Origin of the sequence: Chachezhania sediminis (assembly GCF_009765275.1) — a bacterium.
Classification (GTDB): domain Bacteria; phylum Pseudomonadota; class Alphaproteobacteria; order Rhodobacterales; family Rhodobacteraceae; genus Chachezhania; species Chachezhania sediminis.
Map to the genome: position 1 here is coordinate 176218 of NZ_VOPH01000003.1, position 19446 is coordinate 195663.

The following is a 19446-nucleotide window of genomic DNA, read 5'->3' on the forward strand; positions in this document are numbered from 1 at the left end:
AGGGCGCTAGACTGGCCGGCATGGTCGATCCGCGCATCCTTGGCCTTCTCTGCCTTGCCGCCTCTCCGGCCGCGTCCTGCGACCTGGCGCTGGCATTGGCTGTCGATGTCTCGGGCTCTGTCGATGCAGGCGAGTTCCGTCTGCAGATGGACGGACTGGCTCTGGCCCTGCGCGACGGCGTCGTGTCCGAGGCACTGGTCCGCGGGCAGGCGCAGGTCAGCCTGGTCCAGTGGACCGGCACCTCGCGCCAGGAGGTCACGCTTGCCTGGACCCGCATCGACAGTTTCGAGGCGCTGGATGCCTTCGCCGCGCTGATCGAGACGGCGCCCAGGGGGTGGCGCAACTTCTCGACCGCCATCGGCGAGGCGCTGGAATTCACCATGGCCAGCTTCGACAGGGTCGAACGTTGCGACCGGATGGTGATCGACGTGTCCGGCGACGGCGTCTCGAACGAGGGGATCGAACCCAGGGAAATCCAGGCCGACCTGCGCGCTCGGGGCATCACCGTCAATGCCATCGCCATCGAGGAAGGGAACCCCGACCTGACAGCCTATTTCTTCGAGAACGTGATCACGGGGCCCGGCGCCTTTGTGGTCACGGCGGCGACGTTCGAGGATTACCCCGCGCAGATCCGCCGCAAGCTTCTGAAGGAAGTGGCGCGGGTCACCGCGGCCGACCAATGATTGCTGCAGTGCGGAATGGGGTCTGTCACGAATCCTATATATTTCGTATAGAGTCCGTCGTTCGGCAGAATCGCGGAAAGATCGTTGCCCATGTCGTGTCTCTCATGACCGTCGCTCTTCATAGCTCTCCGGCTGACCAGATCCTGGCCCTGCAGGGGCCGGAGGGAATCTCCGATTACATCTCTGAACGGACCAAACGGCGCCAGCTGAGTTCGATCATCCGTCGGCTGAATGCCGACGCGAAAAGCGACCAGACGGACGTCCGAAGGAAGGCCATCCAGGCGCTGGGTCGCCTAGGCTTCGTGAACGACTGACCGGATGCCCGGCGCCGAGGCCTGCCGGCCGCGTCGACACCGGGCAGTTCCGAATTTGTGATCACACACGTAACGGCCGTGATCACAAATGCGCGGTAATTCGGCAAACCGCGCCAAAAAACCGCGCCCGACCCGGTCGGGCGCCGATGACAGGCCGGCGGAATCGGTTAGAACGGTTGCAAAACCTTACCGGTATTAGGGAAAGGAGCCGTCATGGCTGATGTTAACCGGGGCGATCGCCCGTTGTCCCCGCATCTCTCCGTCTATCGCCTGCCAATCACCGCGGTCACGTCGATCCTGACGCGGATCACGGGCAATGCGATGCTGGTTGCGGCACTGATGTTCGTGTGGTGGTTCCTGGCGGCGTCGACCTCGCCCGAGGCTTACGCCACCGCCGACTGGTTCATGACCAGCTTCATCGGCGACCTGATCATGTTCTTCTCGCTTCTGGGCCTGTGGTATCACCTGCTGGCCGGCGTGCGGCACCTGATCTGGGACAGCGGCCATGGCTTCGACCTGGAAACCGCGACCAAGCTGAGCTGGGCGGTGATCATCGGCGCGGTCGTGCTGACGCTTCTCACCCTCATCATCGTCTGAAGGAGGCAGCCATGCGCTACCTGACTGATCGCAAGCGCGCCACCGGCTGGGGCTCCTCGAAGACCGGCACCGACCATGCCTGGTCGATGAAGGTGTCGTCCGTTGCGCTGCTGATCCTGATCCCGCTGTTCCTGATCACCGTCGCCCCCTACACGGGGCAACCCTACGAGGTGGTGATCGATCATTTCAGCCGGCCTTTCCCGGCCGTCATCGCCGCGCTGACCATCGGCGTCGGCTTCATGCATTTCAAGGATGGGGTCCGCGTCCTGATCGAGGACTACGTCCACGGCCCCGCCGAGCAATGGCTGATCATCGCAATGACCTGCCTCTGCTACGCCGCCGCCGCCTTCGGCATCATTGCCGTCGTGCGCCTGGCGATCTGAGCCCGAGGAGAAAGACAAGATGGCTGCTTACGACTACGAAACCCACGAATACGATGTTGTGGTGGTCGGTGCCGGTGGCTCGGGCCTGCGCGCGACGCTGGGCATGGCCGAACAGGGCCTGCGTACCGCCTGCGTGACCAAGGTTTTCCCGACCCGGTCCCACACCGTTGCCGCACAGGGCGGCATTGCCGCGTCGCTGTCCAACATGGGCCCCGACCACTGGCAGTGGCACCTTTACGACACGGTGAAGGGCTCTGACTGGCTGGGCGATACGGACGCCATGGAATACCTGGCGCGCGAAGCGCCCAAGGCAGTGTACGAGCTGGAGCACTATGGCGTGCCCTTCAGCCGGACCGAACAGGGCAAGATTTATCAGCGTCCCTTCGGCGGCCACACCACCGAATTTGGCGAAGGCCCCCCCGTGCAGCGGACCTGTGCCGCGGCCGACCGGACCGGCCACGCCATCCTGCACACGCTGTATGGCCAGTCGCTGAAGAACAATGCCGAGTTCTACATCGAATATTTTGCCATTGACCTGATCATGGGCGAAGACGGCACCTGCCAGGGCGTCCTGTGCTGGAAGCTGGATGACGGCACGATGCACGTCTTTTCGGCCAAGATGACGGTGCTGGCGACCGGCGGTTACGGCCGGGCGTATTTCTCGGCCACGTCGGCGCACACCTGCACCGGCGACGGCGGCGGCATGGCGGCACGTGCCGGCCTGGCGCTGCAGGACATGGAATTCGTGCAGTTCCACCCGACCGGCATCTACGGTTCGGGCTGCCTGATCACCGAAGGCGCACGGGGTGAGGGCGGCTACCTCACCAACTCGGAAGGCGAACGGTTCATGGAGCGCTATGCGCCCCACTACAAGGACCTGGCGTCGCGGGACGTGGTCAGCCGCTGCATGACGATGGAAATCCGCGAAGGCCGCGGTGTCGGCCCGGACAAGGACCACATCTTCCTGCACCTGGATCACCTGCCGCCGGAAACGCTGGCCGAACGCCTGCCGGGTATCTCGGAAAGCGCGCGCATCTTCGCCGGTGTCGACCTGACCAAGGAACCGATCCCGGTGCTGCCGACCGTGCACTACAACATGGGCGGTATTCCCACGAACTATTGGGGCGAGGTGCTGAACCCTGTCGAGGGCGAGCCCGACCGCATTCAGCCCGGTCTGATGGCCGTGGGCGAAGCTGGCTGTGCGTCGGTCCATGGCGCGAACCGCCTTGGCTCGAACTCGCTGATCGACCTCGTGGTCTTCGGTCGCGCCGCCGCTATCCGCGCGGGCGAGATCGTCGATCCCAAGGCTGCCAACCCGACGCTGAACAAGGCGTCCATCGACGCGGCTTTCGACCGCTTCGATGCGCTGCGCAATGCCTCGGGCGCGATCCCCACTGCCGAACTGCGGCTGGAGATGCAGCGCACCATGCAGGGCGACGCGGCCGTGTTCCGGACCGACAAGACCCTGGCGGAAGGCGTCGAGAAGATGGAAGCCGTTGCCGCCAAGATGAGCGACATCAAGGTCACCGACCGGTCACTGATCTGGAACTCGGACCTGATGGAAACGCTGGAACTGACCAACCTGATGCCCAACGCCCTGGCGACCATCGTCGGTGCCGAGGCGCGCAAGGAAAGCCGCGGCGCCCACGCGCACGAGGACTATCCGGATCGCGACGATGTGAATTGGCGCAAGCATTCGCTTGCACGGATCGACGGCAACAAGGTTACACTCGACTATCGGCCGGTCCACATCGACCCGCTGACTACGCAGGAACAGGGTGGCATTGACGTCGCCAAGATTGCACCGAAAGCGAGGGTTTACTGATGGCTATCAAGCTTCACACCGGAATTTCCGCAGCACTGGCAACGGCAGCCCTGACCCTGGGTCTGGCGGCATGCGATACCACGCCCGCGGCCACCGGCCCGGTCGACCCGGCCACGGCGATGTCGACCTGCCTGGACCAACTGGCCCTGGACACGCCGGCGCCGATCGTGGCACCGGGCGCCGCTGCGCCGATCACCTTCGACGACTTCGTGTTCACGAACCAGTCGGAGTACCTGACGACGGCGCAGATCACTGCTCTGCGTCAGTGCTACGACCAGAAGATGGCGATTTGAGGTACTGACATGGTCCAGCTCACTCTGCCCAAGAATTCCCGGATCACCACCGGGAAGACGTGGCCGAAGCCAGACGGCGCGACGAACCTGAAGACGTTCCATATCTACCGCTATGATCCGGATTCCGGTCAGAATCCGCGGGTCGACACCTATTTCGTCGATCTGGATACCTGCGGTCCGATGATCCTGGACGCGCTGATCAAGATCAAGAACGAGATCGACCCCACGCTGACCTTCCGCCGGTCATGCCGGGAAGGCATCTGCGGATCGTGCGCGATGAACATCGGCGGCACGAAAAGCAAGGGTCACAACACCCTGGCCTGCATCTACGGCATCGACGAGGTGAAGGGCGACATCGCGATCTATCCGCTGCCGCACATGCCGGTGGTCAAGGACCTGATCCCGGACCTGACCCACTTCTATGCGCAGCATGCCTCCATCATGCCGTGGCTGGAAACCAAGACCAACCGGCCGGCGAAGGAATGGAAGCAGTCCATCGAGGATCGCAGGAAGCTGGACGGCCTGTACGAATGCGTCATGTGCGCCTCGTGCTCGACCTCGTGCCCCAGCTATTGGTGGAACGGCGATCGGTATCTGGGCCCGGCCGCGCTGCTGCACGCCTATCGCTGGATCATCGACAGCCGTGACGAGGCGACGGGCGAACGCCTGGACGATCTGGAAGATCCGTTCAAGCTGTATCGCTGCCACACGATCATGAACTGCGCCAAGACCTGCCCCAAGGGTCTGAACCCGGCGAAGGCGATTGCCGAGATCAAGAAGATGATGCTGGAACGCACCGTCTGATCTGTCAGATCGTGACAAGATCTGGCCCCCGTCCCGGATACCGGGCGGGGGTCTGCTTTTTTGCGGGCTCCGGGTTTCGCCCTCTTGTCACCACTTGACGCGATCTTTCGCGCGTGAAGGGTGGTATGGATCCCCTGTCCCTTCGGACGTCGAATGTCGACACGGGCCGGGGGGCTGTTAGTCGCATCCAGGAGGCGAGGTAACTCTCATGACGTTCAAGGTTCTTCCCATCGCATTTGCCGCCGGAATGGCGCTTGCGTCGGCTCTTCCCGCATTGGCCAGCAGCGAAACGCTGACTCCGCAGAAAGCGATGGAGATCTGCATCGACCAGCTTGGCATCTACGATCCGATTACCCTCACGCTCAAATCCGACGCCGAACCGGTGCCCTTTGACGCCTTCGACTTCGGCCCTGACGCGCAGCTGGAACCCGGTCAGATCTCGGCCCTGCACCAGTGCTACGATCAGAAGATGGCCATGTAAGGCACTGACATCCATCCGGGCATGGCTTGCGCAGGGTGACCCTTGTCGCTTCTGCGCAAGCCCGCGATCATGGTCGCTTGGGAATTCCGGGTCTGCCGGGCATTGCTGTTACCGATTTGCGCGGCCTTCCCCCCTTGGCGGCCGTCCTTCGAAGGGGCGCGGATGTCTCGCGTCCGGCGGGGTCCGGGCCTGTGTGCCCCTCTGGGTCAGGCCCGGGCCGCCGTGACGATGCCGCTGGGCCCCGTCACGGGCGCCTGAGGCACGGCCAGCCCGGGCGGGCGACCGCCTGTCGCGGCCCGTCTGAATGCCCGCAGGCGCGACGCGTAGGGGGGGGCGAGAGCGGCCACCGATATCCTTGCCCAAGGGCCACGCGCCCGGCACGGAGGGCGATGGGGTGCCTGCTTTCGGGGACTTCGATTGACGGTCGTGAATGTCTCTGACAAGTTTCTTTTCGCCCCAATCATCGAATTCCTGTGACCTGCGCCGGACCACCCGGCCGGGATCCCACCGGGTGAGACATGCGAAACATTCCTTCAGACGCGGCGGAACGGCGGGCACGGCCTGCTGTCGTGGCCTATCCGACCCATAGCCTGCCGCAGCCGGACCTGGCGTTGATCGGCCGGGCGCGGCAGGCGGCGGTGCTGACAGATACGGTGATCGTCCCTGCGCGCGATGCGGTGACCTTCCATGTGCCGCAGGGCGGTTTTTTCCGCATTACTTCGGTCGGGGGACCGCAGGTGGGCGACCTGAACCTTTGGCATGCCGAGGATCTGTCGGAAAGGTTCTATTCCGGCAAGACCCGCGCGTTGCACGGCACGCATCTGAACGTGGGCGACCGGATGTGGTCGGCTTTCCCTTATCTTCGGCCGATGGCGACGGTGTTCGAGGATACGCTGGACTGGTACGGCACGGATGCCGACGGCGGCCGCGTCCACGACGTGATCGGCACGCGCTGCGATCCCTACACGGGGCAGCTCTTGTCCGGCACATCCTATCACCACTGCTGCCATTCGAACCTGACGCGTGCACTGGCGGAACATCTGGATGCGCCGGTGGGACAGGCCGAACCCCATGTGCATGACGTGCTGAACGTCTTCATGTGCACGGGATTTACCCGGGACGAGGGGCTTTATTTCATGAAGGCCAGCCCGGTGCGCCCCGGCGACTACCTGGAATTCTTTGCCGAGATCCCGCTGCTGGGTGCACTCAGCGCCTGTCCCGGCGGCGACTGCAGCCAGGAACATTCGTCCGATACGGCGGCCTGCTATCCGCTGCAAGTGGACATCTTCGCGACGCCCGCATCGGCGCTGGACGGCTGGACGCCGGCCGAACCGAATACCTATGACCGAAGCCACGGGGCAGGGGGCTAGGGTCAGGACCCTAGGACGGGAAGGCGGCTTTCAGCGCGATCTCGACCATTTGCGAAAAGCTGCGTTCGCGGTCCTCGGCCGGCAGGGCCTCGTGCGTCAGCAGGTGATCGGAAACGGTCAGTACCGACATTGCCCGACGGCCATGGCGCGCGGCCAGCGTGTAAAGCTCGGCCGTTTCCATTTCTACGGCAAGAACACCGTGCCGGGTCATCTGGTCGTTCAGGTCTGGCCGTTCGTCATAGAAGGTGTCGGATGAGTAGACGCCGCCGACATGCACGGGGCATCCGCAGCCTTCCGCGGCTTTCGCCGCTGCCAGCAACAGATCCCAGTTTGCGCTGGGTGCGAAAGTCGTTTCGCGGAAGATGCTTTGCGACGGGGATCCGATCGTGCTGGCAGTCATTGCAAGGATGATGTCCCTGACGCCCACATGTTCCTGCATCGCGCCGCAGGAGCCGATGCGGATCAGGGTCTGTGCACCATAGTCCCGGATAAGTTCGTTCACGTAGATCGACAGCGACGGCATACCCATTCCGCTGCCATGGATTGTGACGGGGTGCCCGTTCCAGGTGCCGGTATAGCCCAGCATTCCGCGGGTTTCGTTCACCAGCCTTGCGTCGTCAAGAAAACGCTCGGCTGCCCACCTGGCACGGTAAGGATCGCCCGGCAGCAAGACGGTTTCGGCAATTGCGCCGGGTTCCGCGCTGATATGTATCGACATTCCGGACGATCCTGTCCCGAACTCAGATTTCGAGGTCGGTAATATCCGCCCCGCTCGCCAGAGCCTCATGTACCCAATGAGGCTTACGCCCGAGACCGGACCAAGTTTGTTCAGGGTTCGCCGGATTGCGATACTTGGGCAGCGCCTTTCCGCGCTTGCTGCCTGCTTCCTTCTTGGCCTCGGACAAGTCATCAAGCGAGAAACCGTACTCTGCCGCCGCTTGCTGCGCAGCTTTCAGGGCCTCCCGACGCTCTCTGTCCTCAGCTGCAACCAGAGCCTTCTCGACGTCCGATTTCAGCTTGGACAACTCCTTGCGCGACAGGGCCTGCAAGTCGATTTCCATTTCGTTCTCCTATCAAGTGCAGTTGATGCGATTTCACATCAACTCGTACCATACCGAGAACCCCGACGCGTTTCAGCATCATTTCCGTTAAAACAAGGAAAATCGCTTATTCGGCGGCAACTGCTCCCGGATCTGCAAGGGAAATGACATCTCGCATAATCACATTCAAGGAGAAATCTTTCGGCGTATAGATCTTTGCCACGCCCATTTCCTGAAGTTTCGGCTCGTCCTCGGCGGGAATAATGCCTCCGACGACAACCGGCACATGTCCAAGCCCCGCGGCTTTCATTCTGGAAATTACATCTTCCACCAATGGAATGTGGCTTCCTGACAAAATGCTAAGTCCAACGACATGGGCGCCGTCTTCCTGCGCAGCTGCCACGATTTCTTCAGGAGTCAGGCGAATTCCGGCGTAAGTAATGTCCATTCCGCAATCGCGGGCGCGGAATGCGATTTGTTCCGCACCGTTGGAATGGCCGTCCAGACCGGGCTTGCCGACCAGGAATTTCAGCCGCCGGCCCAGCTTGTCGCTGACGGCGTCCACCTCGGCACGCAGGTCGTCCAGGCCTTCGGTCTTGTTCGAAACGGCGGCGGAAACGCCCGTGGGCGCGCGGTACGTGCCATAAAGCTTGCGCATTTCTTCAGCCCATTCGCCGGTTGTGACGCCGACTTTTGCAGCCTGGATAGACGGCGGCATGATGTTCGTGCCGTCCTGTGCGGCCTTCCGCAGCGCCGCGAGGGCGTCCGCGACGGCCGACTCGTCCCGCTGGGCGCGCCATTCTTGCAGGCGTGCGATCTGGTCTGCCTCGACCGCGGGGTTCACCGTCATGATCCCGCCATCCGCGCCCATAAGCGGCGAAGGCTCTGAATTTGTGAACTTGTTTACGCCGACGACAACGGTCTCGCCGGCCTCGATCCGGCCCAGGCGGTCGGCGTTGGAGTCGACCAGTCGTGCCTTCATGTATTCGATGGCGGAAATCGCACCGCCCATGCTGTCGATATTCGCAAGCTCGGCCCGGGCGCCGTCCTTCAGTGCCTCGACCTTGGCATCGACGACCGGGTTGCCGTCGAAGAGGTCGCCGTATTCCAGAAGGTCGGTTTCATAGGCCAGGATCTGTTGCATCCGCATCGACCACTGCTGGTCCCAGGGGCGCGGCAGGCCCAGCGCCTCGTTCCAGGCAGGCAGCTGCACGGCGCGGGCGCGGGCCTTCTTGGACAGGGTGACCGCCAACATCTCCAGCAGGATGCGGTAGACGTTGTTTTCCGGCTGCTGCTCTGTCAGGCCCAGCGAGTTCACCTGAACGCCATAGCGGAACCGCCGATACTTTGCATCGGTCACTCCATAGCGCTTTTCGCAGATTTCATCCCAAAGATCGACGAAGGCGCGCATCTTGCACATCTCGGTCACGAAACGGATGCCTGCGTTCACGAAGAAAGAGATACGACCGACCAGTGCAGGGAAGTCTTCTTCTGCAACCCTGGGCTGCAGGGCGTCCAGGACCGCCTGAGCGGTGGCCAGGGCGAATGCCAGTTCCTGTTCCGGCGTCGCCCCGGCCTCTTGCAGGTGATAGGAACACACGTTCATCGGGTTCCATTTCGGGACACTGGTATAGCAGTATTCCGCAACATCCGCGATGAACCGCATCGAAGGCGCGGGCGGGAAGATATAGGTGCCGCGCGACAGATATTCCTTGATCAGGTCGTTCTGGACGGTGCCCTGAAGCTTGGTGATGTCGGCGCCCTGTTCCTCGGCCACGGCGATGTAGAGCGACAGAAGCCAGGGCGCTGTCGCGTTGATGGTCATCGAGGTGTTCATCTGCTCCAGCGGGATATCGTCGAACAGGACCCGCATGTCGCCGATATGCGAAACCGGCACGCCAACCTTTCCGACCTCGCCGCGCGACAATTCATGGTCGCTGTCATAGCCGGTCTGGGTGGGTAGGTCGAAAGCGACCGAAAGACCGGTCTGCCCCTTTGCCAGGTTGCCGCGATAAAGCGCGTTCGATGCCTTGGCGGTCGAATGGCCGGCATAGGTCCGGATCAGCCACGGCTTGTCTTTCTGCTGTTCGGTCATCGGAGCACCTCCTGAATCGAGTGCGCAACTTTATTGCGTGTCCAGTGTGTAAATCGACATTTCATGGCGAAGTCAATTCGCTGCACCGCCGCATCGGACGGACATTTCCACCAGTCTACACCGCTTTCCTGTACGTGATGCAGAATTTCATCGGTCCTTCTGCTGCGGTTGCACGGGTGGCGGGTTTCCCGAAGCGCCGCAAAGCGTGGCAACCGGGGCCATTTCGCCCGAACCCGGCGCGAAACCGCTTGTCCGCCGGCGTTCGAAGCAAGAGAACTCTCGACGGACGCGCGCGCTGAAGGCAGGGTGAAGTACCTCGACGCGCCTGTGTTCGGGGTGCGATCCGAAATCGGCCGGGTCATAAAGTTTCAAAATCGTCACAACCAGCATTGCATTGTTGCGCGGCCGCCGATATTCGAAAGGCCGAAACCGCGCGATTCTGCGACGCGGCAATGCGACTGCAGGAGACTTCCATGGCTCTGGATACCGATACGGGCATCGCCCCCTACGAAGCCCCCGAAAAGGACCTTTACGAGATCGGCGAAATGCCCCCGATGGGCTTTGTGCCGAAGCAGATGTACGCTTGGGCGATCCGCAAGGAACGCCACGGCGAGCCGGACACGGCGATGATGAAAGAGGTCGTCGATACCCCCGCGCTGGACAGCCACGACGTGCTGGTCCTCGTGATGGCGGCGGGCGTCAACTACAATGGCGTCTGGGCGGCTCTCGGTCAGCCGATCAGCCCCTTCGATGGGCACAAGGCCCCCTATCACATTGCCGGTTCCGATGCCGCGGGCATCGTCTGGGCCGTGGGCGACAAGGTGAAGTCCTGGAAGGTCGGGGACGAGGTGGTCATCCACTGCAACCAGGACGACGGCGACGACGAGGAGTGCAACGGCGGCGACCCGATGTATTCGCCCTCGCAGCGGATCTGGGGCTATGAGACCCCCGACGGGTCCTTCGCACAGTTCACCCGCGTGCAGGCGCAGCAGCTCATGCCGCGGCCGAAGCACCTGACCTGGGAAGAAAGCGCCTGCTATACGCTGACGCTGGCCACTGCCTACCGGATGCTGTTCGGCCACCCGCCGCATGAACTGCGTCCCGGCATGAATGTCCTGGTCTGGGGCGCCTCGGGCGGTCTGGGGTCCTATGCGATCCAGTTGATCAACACCGCCGGTGCCAACGCCATCGGCGTGATCTCGGACGAAGACAAGCGCGAATTCGTGATGGGCCTGGGCGCCAAGGGCGTCATCAACCGCAAGGACTTCAAGTGCTGGGGCCAGCTGCCCACGGTGAACACTCCGGAATATAAGGAATGGTTCAACGAGACCCGCAAGTTCGGCAAGGCGATCTGGGACATTACCGGCAAGGGCAATAATGTCGACATCGTCTTCGAACACCCGGGCGAGGCGACATTCCCGGTTTCGACCTTCGTCGTGAAAAAGGGCGGCATGGTCGTGATCTGTGCCGGGACGTCGGGTTTCAACTGCACCTTCGACGTGCGCTATCTGTGGATGCACCAGAAGCGTGTCCAGGGGTCGCACTTCGCGCACCTGAAGCAGGCCGCGGCCGCCAACAAGCTGATGCTGGAGCGGCGCCTCGATCCCTGCATGTCCGAGGTCTTCACCTGGGAAGATCTGCCGCAGGCGCACATGAAGATGCTGAAGAACCAGCATAAGCCCGGCAACATGTCGGTGCTGATCCAGTCGCCGGTCACCGGCCTGCGCACCTTGGAAGAGGTTCTGGACGCCAAGCGTTAAGCCTGCGTTTGCAAAACACCTGCACATTGGACCCGCCCGCGAATCGTCTGCCGACGTCGCGGGCGGTGCCGTTTCCGGCGGGCCTTGTGGTTTCCGGCGGTTGCAAATCCGTCCCTCGCCATTTCTGGGGAGGGAAAATCAGCGAATTTCGCCGGAATCTTATTCGTGCTAGGGTAGTTATTAACCGGTCATTAACTTTTGCGGAGCGACTCTGATCATGCGAAACGAATGGATTTTGGACGTTCTGGCGGATCTGCGTGATTTCGCGAAAGCGAATGAATTGGGGACGCTGGCCACCAGCCTCGACGAGACTGCCTTCGTCGCGGCGGCGGCCCTTGCGTCCCAACGGGAGGAGGCGCGCGCGCGGGTATGTCTTGAGGCGCGGGGATCTGGATCGCATCCTGTCGGACTTGGACGACACCAGAGAGCTTGAAGGGCTCCAGGTCGTCATAGAGGATCTGCGCGGTGCCTATGGCGTCGACCACATGGTCTATCACTGGGTCGACAGCACGGGCGAACAATATGGCTGCGGCACATATGACAGGACCTGGGTCTACCACTACCTCGAAAAAGGCTATCTGAGGGTCGATCCGGTCGTTGCCGGGTGCTTCCAGCGCTTCCATCCCGTCGACTGGAAACAACTGGACTGGTCCTCGAAACAGGCAAGGGCCTTTCTGGCCGACGCCTTGCGGCACGGGTTGGGAAATCAGGGGTTCTCGATCCCGATACGGGGTCCGAACGGACAGTTTGCAGTCTTCACGGTGAACCACAGCTGCGATGACGACACCTGGTCGTCCTTTACCGCGGCACATAACAGCGACCTCATCCTGATTGCGCATTTCTTCAACCGGAAGGCGCTGGAATTCGAACCGGGCAGACAGGGCGAGTCGTCCCGCGCGCTGTCCCCGCGCGAGATCGACGTGATGACCCTGCTGGCGGTAGGCCACAGCCGGGCCCAAGTGGCCAAGGCGCTCCACATCTCCGAACATACGGCCCGCGTCTATATCGAAAGCGCCCGGTTCAAGCTGGGCGCGCTCAATACCACCCATGCGGTGGCCCGCGCCCTCAGCCGCGGTCTGATCATCGTCGCCACCAACGACGGCGGAGAGCGGCAAGACGTGGTTAACAGGCAGAGCGCGCGGCTTCCGCGCTCTTAACACGTGCAGGGCTATCCCGGTTCCAACACGCAATCGGGGAGACAGCCATGCTGCGTTACATCTACGGCCACGACCTGGACCGCCACCCGCATCTGGCCCGCGCGATGTTCCGGGACCGCGCCGACCAGTTCTGCACCCGCCTGGGCTGGGACGTGACCGTGGACCGGGACGGGCAAGAACGCGACGGATACGACGCGAAGGACCCGCTTTACGTCATCTGGGAAGATCCCGATGGCAGCCATGGCGGGTCGATGCGTTTCCTGCCGACCACTGGCCCGGTCATGGTCAACGACGTCTTTGGCCACCTGACGGGCGGCGCGCCGATCACCAGCCCGCTGATCTGGGAATGCACCCGCTTCTGCCTGTCCCGCAAGGCCGGACCGCACGTGGCCGCGGCCCTGATGCTGGGCGGGGGCGAGATCATGACAGGCTTCGGCATCCGCCACTTCGTCGGCGTCTTCGATGCGCGTATGGAACGGATCTACCGCTTCATCGGATCGTCGCCCGAGGTGCTGGGCTCGGAAGGACAGGGGCGCGACAGGATCTCGGTCGGGTTGTGGGATTTTTCGGACGCGGCGCAGGCCAGGGTGGCGGCCCGGGCACGGATCGCGCCCGAGGTGTCGCGCCGCTGGTTCGAACAGTGTTTCGGTCTGGCTGCAAAGCCGGACCTGGCGTTGTCCGCCTGACCGGTTCCGCTGGTTCTTGCCCGGGGGCGGCGGTAGGGTCGCCTCATGAATTCAGATCTGTCCGTGACCTTCTCGACCGACCAGGCCGAGGCCTATGACCAGTTGACCGAGGTGTTGCGCAGCGCCGGGGTGAACCTTGACGACGGCCTGCTGGTGCCGCCGCAGGGCAAGGGGGCGGGCGTGATGGCCGTGATCGGCAAGGCGGGGTCCGGCAAGACGCTGCTTCTGGCCGAGCTGTTCAAGGCGCTGAAGGCCGCGGGCGTCGACATCGTGTCGGGTGATTGGGAAGGCAAGCACCGGAAGGACCGCCGGACCCTGGCGATCCTGGCGCCGACGAACAAGGCAGCGTCGGTTCTGCGCTTCCGCGGCGTGCCGGCGACGACGATCCACCGGATCCTTTATACCCCCGTCTACGACCCGGATTACGAACGCGTGGCCGAATGGCTGGCGGGCGACGGCGACCGGCCGGTGATCGAGGGCCTGACCGAGGCCGCGCTGGACCGGGCGGCGGCCTTCTATGCCCGCAATGCGTCGATCCCCGGGGCGCTGATGGCGGCCGGCCTGCGCGGGTCGGATTTCATCACCGGCTGGAAACGGCGCGAGGATCCGCTGGACATCGGTTTCATCGACGAGGCGTCGATGCTGGACGACCGCCAGTTCACCGACCTGCAGGAGATCTTTCCGAATCTCGTCCTGTTCGGTGATCCGGCGCAGCTGGCGCCGGTGGGTCAGTCCGGCCAGATGGTGTTCGAAACCCTGCCGGAACCCCGGAAGCTGGAACTGAGCCGCGTCCACCGTCAGGATGCCGACAATCCGATCCTGGACCTGGCCCATGCGCTGGCCGACCCGAAGCTGGAGTTCCACCATTTCGAACGCATGGTCGAGGAGGCGGCGGCAAAGGACGAGCGCGTCGTCTGGGGCCAGCGGGTCGAGGTCGACCTGATGGCCCGCAGCCCCGTGCTGGTCTGGCGGAACGCGACCCGCGTCCGTCTGATCCAGGCCTTCCGCACCGTCCACGGCGCGCCCGAGGACGAGTTGCTGGTGGGCGAACCCCTGATCTGCGACGGGATCGAACTGCCCGCCAAGCACCGCAAGAAACGGCTGGATCTGGAGGCACGGGGCCTGATCAAGGGCGCGCAGGTGATCTACCTTGGCCCGGGCCGGCGCCCTGGTTTTTCCAAGCTGCACGTGATGGGGGCAGAGGAGCCGCAGGTCAGCGCCGCATCCATCGTGAAGATCGAGAAGCCGGACGAGGAAGAACCCTTCATCCCTTTCGCCGCCAACATGGGTGCCACCTTCCTTCACGGGGCTGCGGTGACGATCCATAAGGCGCAGGGCTCGCAATGGGACACGGTACAGGTCTTCGCGCCGGATCTGTTCGTGGCGGCGCGGATGGGGCGGGTGGAGGCGGGGCAGCCGCTGTGGAAACGGCTGGCCTATGTCGCCATCACCCGCGCGCAGGAACGACTGATCTGGGTGGTGCGCAATCGCCTGTCGAAGCCGCAATACGGCCTGCAGATCGACGACCTGCGCCAGACGGCTCCGTCCGAGCTGAAACTGGAGGCGGAAGAAGGCTGAAAGGCCTGTCCAACGGTGCGGCGTTGGAGGGAAGGAAATTTAAATTTCCTTCCAGCTCCCGGCTTTCGAAGGCCGACCCTTAGCCGCGGTGGGTGCCTGCGGCCAGCGTCGCGACGAAGTCCAGCACGTCCGGAATAGGTGCGCCGGACGCGAGCTTGGACACGATGGCCGACCCCACGACGGCGCCGTCCGACACGCCGGCCAGCGACTGGGCCGCTTCGGGGGTGCGGATGCCGAAACCCACGACGACGGGCAGATCCGTCTTTGCCTTGATCCGCGCCACTTCGGGGCCCACGCCGTCGGCCTGCGCCTCGGCCGCACCGGTGATGCCGGTGATCGACACGTAGTAGACGAAGCCAGACGTGTTCTGCAGAACCCGCGGCAGGCGCTTGTCGTCGGTCGTGGGCGTTGCCAGCCGGATGAAGTTCAGCCCGGCCTTCTGGGCGGGGATGCACAGTTCTTCATCTTCCTCGGGCGGCAGATCGACGACGATCAGCCCGTCGACACCGGCGGCCTTGGCATCGGCCAGGAACGTGTCCACGCCGCGGCTGTAGATCGGGTTGTAGTAACCCATCAGCACGATCGGGGTTTCGTTGTCCGTCTTCCGGAAGGTCGCAACCATGTCCAGCACGTCCTGCAGCACCGTGCCCGCGGCCAGCGAGCGCTGGCCTGCAGCCTGGATCGTCGGGCCGTCGGCCATGGGATCGGTAAAGGGCACGCCCAGTTCGATCACGTCGACGCCTGCGTCCGGCAGACCCTTCATCAGCTCGGCCGATGTGGCCAGATCCGGGTCGCCCGCCATCATGTAGGCCACGAAGGCCTTGCGGTTGGCAGCTTTGAGCGCGGTGAACTTGGCTTCGATCCGGGTCATGGGAGGGTCCTGTCCTTGCGGTTGCGTCATCCCTGCCGAAATCCGGGGCCAAGATCAATGCCTGCCGCAACCTTGGCGCCTGCTGCCCGATACATTGGCGTTTTGCGACATATCGGCGTCGCTTTCCGCCCGCGCTGTTGCGACCCCGGGCCGGGGCCCCTAGGCTTCGGCGCATATTGAAACGGATGACGGCCTTCGACACCCGGGGAACCGGGGGCAGGGGGCTGCGGAAAGGAAACGATGCCCGTCCTGACGGAAGCGGAAGAAATATCGGATATTGCCTTTGCCTATATGGGCTCGAAGGCGCTGTTCGCGGCGCTGGAATACGGGCTGTTCACACATTTGTCCAAAGGGGCCGCGGACGAGGCGGACCTGGCGCAGGCCTGCGGCCTGCCCGAGGAACGCTGCCGCACATTGGTGACGGCGTTGACCGGCATGGGTGTCCTGCAGCGGACCGAGGCCGGCATCGCCAATTCCCCGGCGGCCGAGGCCTTTCTGGTCAAGGGTGCGAAATACGACTTCGGCGACTACCTGCGCCTGCAAGTGGGCAAGCAGATGTATCCGCTGATGGACCAGATCGACGGTGCGCTGGCGGGCGAGCTGAGCGAGGAGGACACGGCCTCCTATGCACAGTGGTTTTCCGACCCGGCCGAAGCGCGGCTTTATTCCGAAAGCCAGCATGCCGGGTCGCTCGGCCCGGCGCGAAGCCTGCTGCGGCGGGTGGACCTGTCGGATGCGAAGACGATGCTGGACGTGGGCGGCGGCACGGCGGCCTTCGACATCACGCTGTGCAAGGCGCATCCCGATCTGACCGCGACGGTCGTTGATTTCCCCAACGTGGCTGCCATCGGCAAGAAATTCGTGCAAGAGGCAGGGTTGTCCGACCGCATCTCCTATGTGGAAGGCAATGCACTGGAGACCGAATGGCCGGGCCGGCACGACATCGTGGTCATGTCCTACCTGTTCTCCGGCGTGCCGGATCACACGCACGACGACCTGCTGAAACGCGCCCGGGACCACCTTGCCCCGGGGGGCCGACTGCTGCTCCATGACTTCATCGTCGATGCGGACAGGGCCGGGCCCAAGAACACGGCGCTTTGGCAGCTGCAGCACACGGCCTTCACGCCGGAAGCCCGGTCGCTGTCGGACGACTGGCTGGCCGAGGCGATGACGCGGGCGGGTTTCGTCGATGTCGACGTGGCCCCCCTGATCCCGGGCATGACCAAGCTGGCGCAGGGCCGCGCCGCCTGATCCGCTGCCCGCGACCGAGGCCCGCTGTGCGCGCCCCTGATCGCGGGCGCGGCGGCCCGCCCGGGCGGACCCTGCGGATCCGCCGCGCCCATCGCACGGATCCTTCAGGGATCCGCGTTTGTCGCGACGCCTGCGATCCGTCTTTCCCCGCGGCGCGCGGCCTGCGCTCACTTGCGCTCGGGCGCCGCTCTCCCTAGAGACGGCGCAACGCAAGGGATTAGCCAGGGAGACCGGGCATGGGCTTCAAGATGGGAATTGTCGGACTGCCGAATGTGGGCAAGTCCACGTTGTTCAACGCGCTGACCAGGACGGCGGCGGCGCAGGCAGCGAACTTCCCCTTCTGCACGATCGAGCCCAATGTGGGCGAGGTCGCTGTGCCTGACGCCCGCCTCGACAAGCTGGCCGAGATCGCGAAGTCCAAGCAGACTATCCCGACCCGCATGACCTTCGTCGACATCGCGGGCCTGGTGAAGGGCGCGTCCAAGGGTGAGGGCCTGGGCAACCAGTTCCTGGCGAACATCCGCGAGGTCGACGCCATCGCCCATGTGTTGCGCTGCTTCGAGGACGGCGACGTGACCCATGTCGAAGGCCGCGTCGACCCCGTGGCCGATGCCGAGACCATCGAGACCGAGCTGATGCTGGCCGACATGGAATCGATCGAGAAGCGCCTGCAGGGCCTGGTGCGCAAGGTCCGCGGGGGCGACAAGGAGGCGGTCCAGCAGGAGCGCCTTCTGAAGCAGGCGCTGGCGATGCTGGAAGACGGCAAGCCCGCCCGCCTGGTCCCGGTCGACGACGATGACCTGAAGGCCTGGAAGATGTTGCAGCTTCTGACCACCAAGCCCGTCCTTTATGTCTGCAACGTGGCCGAGGACGAGGCCGCGACCGGCAATGCCCTTTCGGCCCGTGTGGCAGAGATGGCCGCGGCCGAAGGCAATGCCCACGTCATCATCAGCGCCCGGATCGAGGAAGAGATCAGCCAGCTGGACGAAGACGAAGCGGCGGAATTCCTGGCCGAGATGGGCCTGGAAGAGGCCGGCCTGGACCGTCTGATCCGTGCCGGCTACGAACTCCTGAAGCTTGAAACCTATTTCACCGTGGGCCCGAAAGAGGCGCGCGCCTGGACGATAAAGGCCGGCACGATGGCCCCGCAGGCCGCGGGTGTCATCCACGGCGATTTCGAGAAGGGCTTCATCCGCGCCGAAACCATCGCCTACGACGATTTCGTGGGCCTGGGCGGCGAGCAGGGGGCCAAGGACGCCGGCAAGATGCGCGCCGAAGGGAAGGGCTATGTCGTCAAGGATGGCGACGTGATGCACTTTCTCTTCAACACCTGATCCTGTTGTCACCGTCGGATGCCTCCGGCGGGAGTATTTGGGAAAAGAAGAAGCCCGGCCAATGTGTTCGCGCCGCGCCCGGAAATCTGGCGCGGCGTTTCTGTCTTCTTCGGTCTTCAAATATCTCAGGGGTGTGGGGACAGCGTCCCCACTCCGTCCCTGACACGTTCTCCCGGCATCACGATCCGGACCGGCCGCGTCTGACGAAATTCCTTCTTCTACACGCTGGTCTGCTTCGTCATCGTGGGGGCCTTCATGGCCCTGATGCGCACCCGCCTGAAAGACTTTGCGAGGGTGCAATGAGATCCGACCGCCTGCTGAACCTCTATACCGGGACGTTCCTGCTGTTCATGTTCACGCCGCTGCTTCTGATGATCGCGGCGTCGTTCAACGACATCTCGCCGCCGTCGGTCACCGAATGGCACGGGCTGACGGGCAAGTGGTACGCGTTCTTCTGGATGCCTGACCAGTCGCTGGCGGCCGATCCGGTGCTGCGCGCGCTGGACCGGGGGCGCTTTGTCTCCTGCTTCGGCAATTCGCTGATCGTCGCGGCCTTCGTCGTGCCGCTGTCGCTGATCCTGGGGCTGGCCGGTGCCGTGCTGCTGACCCGCTGGCGCAGCCGGGCGAACGGGATCCTGTGGTGGATCCTCTTGTCGCCGATGCTGGCGCCCGGCATCGTGCTGGGCCTTGGCGCGCTGGTCTTCTGGGGGCGGGTGGGCGTGTCGGCCGGGCTGTTCACCATCGTCATGGCGCAGGTCACCTTCATCGCGGGCTTTCCCATGCTGATCCTGATGGCCCGTCTGCAACGCCAGCCGGTCGAGCTGGAAGAGGCGCCCTTGACCTTGGTGCGACGCCTCAGCGGGTCTTCCGCGGCCTGACGCTGCCTTATGTTGCGCCGGCCCTCGTCTCGGCCGCCGTGATCGC

Annotated in this window: 20 protein-coding genes; 16 read left to right on the forward strand and 4 right to left on the reverse strand. The window is 63.8% G+C overall.

Annotation, left to right across the window (positions count from 1 at the left end):
• The first annotated feature begins 20 nt into the window (after nt 1–20).
• The 9 genes from FQK05_RS10295 (at nt 21) to FQK05_RS10335 (ending at nt 6750) form a co-directional block, all read left to right on the forward strand.
• Complete coding sequence (locus tag FQK05_RS10295) at nt 21–683, forward strand: DUF1194 domain-containing protein (protein WP_158966418.1); 663 nt, start codon at nt 21–23, stop codon at nt 681–683.
• Nucleotides 684–787: 104 nt separating this feature from the next.
• Complete coding sequence (locus FQK05_RS10300) at nt 788–997, forward strand: hypothetical protein (RefSeq protein ID WP_158966420.1); 210 nt, start codon at nt 788–790, stop codon at nt 995–997.
• Nucleotides 998–1210: 213 nt separating this feature from the next.
• The gene (gene sdhC, locus FQK05_RS10305) at nt 1211–1594 is read left to right on the forward strand and encodes a succinate dehydrogenase, cytochrome b556 subunit (RefSeq protein ID WP_158966422.1); all 384 of its coding nucleotides are present in this window, start codon (nt 1211–1213) and stop codon (nt 1592–1594) included.
• Between the two features lie 11 nt (nt 1595–1605).
• Nucleotides 1606–1977 carry a succinate dehydrogenase, hydrophobic membrane anchor protein gene (gene sdhD, locus FQK05_RS10310; protein ID WP_158966424.1) on the forward strand — a complete coding sequence of 124 codons (372 nt, stop codon included), beginning with the start codon at nt 1606–1608 and terminating at the stop codon, nt 1975–1977.
• Between the two features lie 19 nt (nt 1978–1996).
• Entirely contained in the window at nt 1997–3802 is a 1806-nt protein-coding gene (gene sdhA / locus FQK05_RS10315; protein WP_158966426.1) for a succinate dehydrogenase flavoprotein subunit, read from the forward strand.
• Nucleotides 3802–4095, forward strand: a complete 294-nt coding sequence (locus FQK05_RS10320; RefSeq protein ID WP_158966428.1) for a hypothetical protein — start codon at nt 3802–3804, stop codon at nt 4093–4095. Before sdhA ends, FQK05_RS10320 begins: the two co-directional genes overlap by 1 nt.
• Nucleotides 4096–4104: 9 nt before the next feature.
• Nucleotides 4105–4899 carry a succinate dehydrogenase iron-sulfur subunit gene (locus FQK05_RS10325; protein ID WP_158966430.1) on the forward strand — a complete coding sequence of 265 codons (795 nt, stop codon included), beginning with the start codon at nt 4105–4107 and terminating at the stop codon, nt 4897–4899.
• A 208-nt stretch (nt 4900–5107) separates the two neighbouring features.
• The gene (locus tag FQK05_RS10330) at nt 5108–5380 is read left to right on the forward strand and encodes a hypothetical protein (protein WP_158966432.1); all 273 of its coding nucleotides are present in this window, start codon (nt 5108–5110) and stop codon (nt 5378–5380) included.
• Nucleotides 5381–5898: 518 nt separating this feature from the next.
• Nucleotides 5899–6750 carry an urea carboxylase-associated family protein gene (locus tag FQK05_RS10335; RefSeq protein ID WP_158966434.1) on the forward strand — a complete coding sequence of 284 codons (852 nt, stop codon included), beginning with the start codon at nt 5899–5901 and terminating at the stop codon, nt 6748–6750.
• A gap of 10 nt (nt 6751–6760) precedes the next feature.
• On the opposite strand, the gene deoD is transcribed toward FQK05_RS10335, so the two are convergent.
• The 3 genes from deoD to FQK05_RS10350 all read right to left on the reverse strand — a co-directional run bounded on the left by deoD (nt 6761) and on the right by FQK05_RS10350 (nt 9885).
• Nucleotides 6761–7468, reverse strand: coding sequence for a purine-nucleoside phosphorylase (gene deoD, locus FQK05_RS10340; protein WP_158966436.1), 708 nt, complete (start codon nt 7466–7468; stop codon nt 6761–6763).
• Between the two features lie 22 nt (nt 7469–7490).
• Nucleotides 7491–7811 (reverse strand): H-NS histone family protein, encoded by a 321-nt coding sequence (locus tag FQK05_RS10345; RefSeq protein WP_158966438.1) that lies wholly within the window; start codon nt 7809–7811, stop codon nt 7491–7493.
• Nucleotides 7812–7917: 106 nt separating this feature from the next.
• On the reverse strand, nt 7918–9885 hold the full coding sequence (locus FQK05_RS10350; RefSeq protein ID WP_158966440.1) for a protein meaA: 1968 nt from the start codon (nt 9883–9885) through the stop codon (nt 7918–7920).
• A gap of 473 nt (nt 9886–10358) precedes the next feature.
• Here FQK05_RS10350 and ccrA point away from each other — a divergent pair, with 473 nt between their 5' ends.
• The 4 genes from ccrA (at nt 10359) to FQK05_RS10370 (ending at nt 15066) form a co-directional block, all read left to right on the forward strand.
• Complete coding sequence (ccrA, locus tag FQK05_RS10355; RefSeq protein WP_158966442.1) at nt 10359–11645, forward strand: crotonyl-CoA carboxylase/reductase; 1287 nt, start codon at nt 10359–10361, stop codon at nt 11643–11645.
• 410 nt (nt 11646–12055) lie between these two features.
• Nucleotides 12056–12802, forward strand: a complete 747-nt coding sequence (locus tag FQK05_RS10360) for a helix-turn-helix transcriptional regulator (protein ID WP_233270455.1) — start codon at nt 12056–12058, stop codon at nt 12800–12802.
• 47 nt (nt 12803–12849) lie between these two features.
• Nucleotides 12850–13488: an acyl-homoserine-lactone synthase gene (locus FQK05_RS10365; protein WP_158966446.1), complete on the forward strand. Its 639-nt coding sequence runs from the start codon at nt 12850–12852 to the stop codon at nt 13486–13488.
• Nucleotides 13489–13533: 45 nt separating this feature from the next.
• Complete coding sequence (locus tag FQK05_RS10370; protein WP_158966449.1) at nt 13534–15066, forward strand: ATP-dependent DNA helicase; 1533 nt, start codon at nt 13534–13536, stop codon at nt 15064–15066.
• Nucleotides 15067–15145: 79 nt separating this feature from the next.
• On the opposite strand, the gene trpA is transcribed toward FQK05_RS10370, so the two are convergent.
• Complete coding sequence (trpA, locus tag FQK05_RS10375; protein ID WP_158966451.1) at nt 15146–15937, reverse strand: tryptophan synthase subunit alpha; 792 nt, start codon at nt 15935–15937, stop codon at nt 15146–15148.
• 240 nt (nt 15938–16177) lie between these two features.
• Between trpA and FQK05_RS10380 the strand changes: the two genes are divergently transcribed.
• The 3 genes from FQK05_RS10380 to FQK05_RS10390 all read left to right on the forward strand — a co-directional run bounded on the left by FQK05_RS10380 (nt 16178) and on the right by FQK05_RS10390 (nt 19400).
• Nucleotides 16178–17188 carry a methyltransferase gene (locus tag FQK05_RS10380; protein ID WP_158966453.1) on the forward strand — a complete coding sequence of 337 codons (1011 nt, stop codon included), beginning with the start codon at nt 16178–16180 and terminating at the stop codon, nt 17186–17188.
• Nucleotides 17189–17424: 236 nt separating this feature from the next.
• A complete protein-coding gene (ychF, locus tag FQK05_RS10385; RefSeq protein ID WP_158966455.1) occupies nt 17425–18522 on the forward strand; it encodes a redox-regulated ATPase YchF in 1098 nt (365 codons plus the stop codon).
• Nucleotides 18523–18821: 299 nt separating this feature from the next.
• Complete coding sequence (locus tag FQK05_RS10390) at nt 18822–19400, forward strand: ABC transporter permease (RefSeq protein ID WP_233270456.1); 579 nt, start codon at nt 18822–18824, stop codon at nt 19398–19400.
• The last annotated feature ends 46 nt before the right edge of the window (nt 19401–19446 follow it).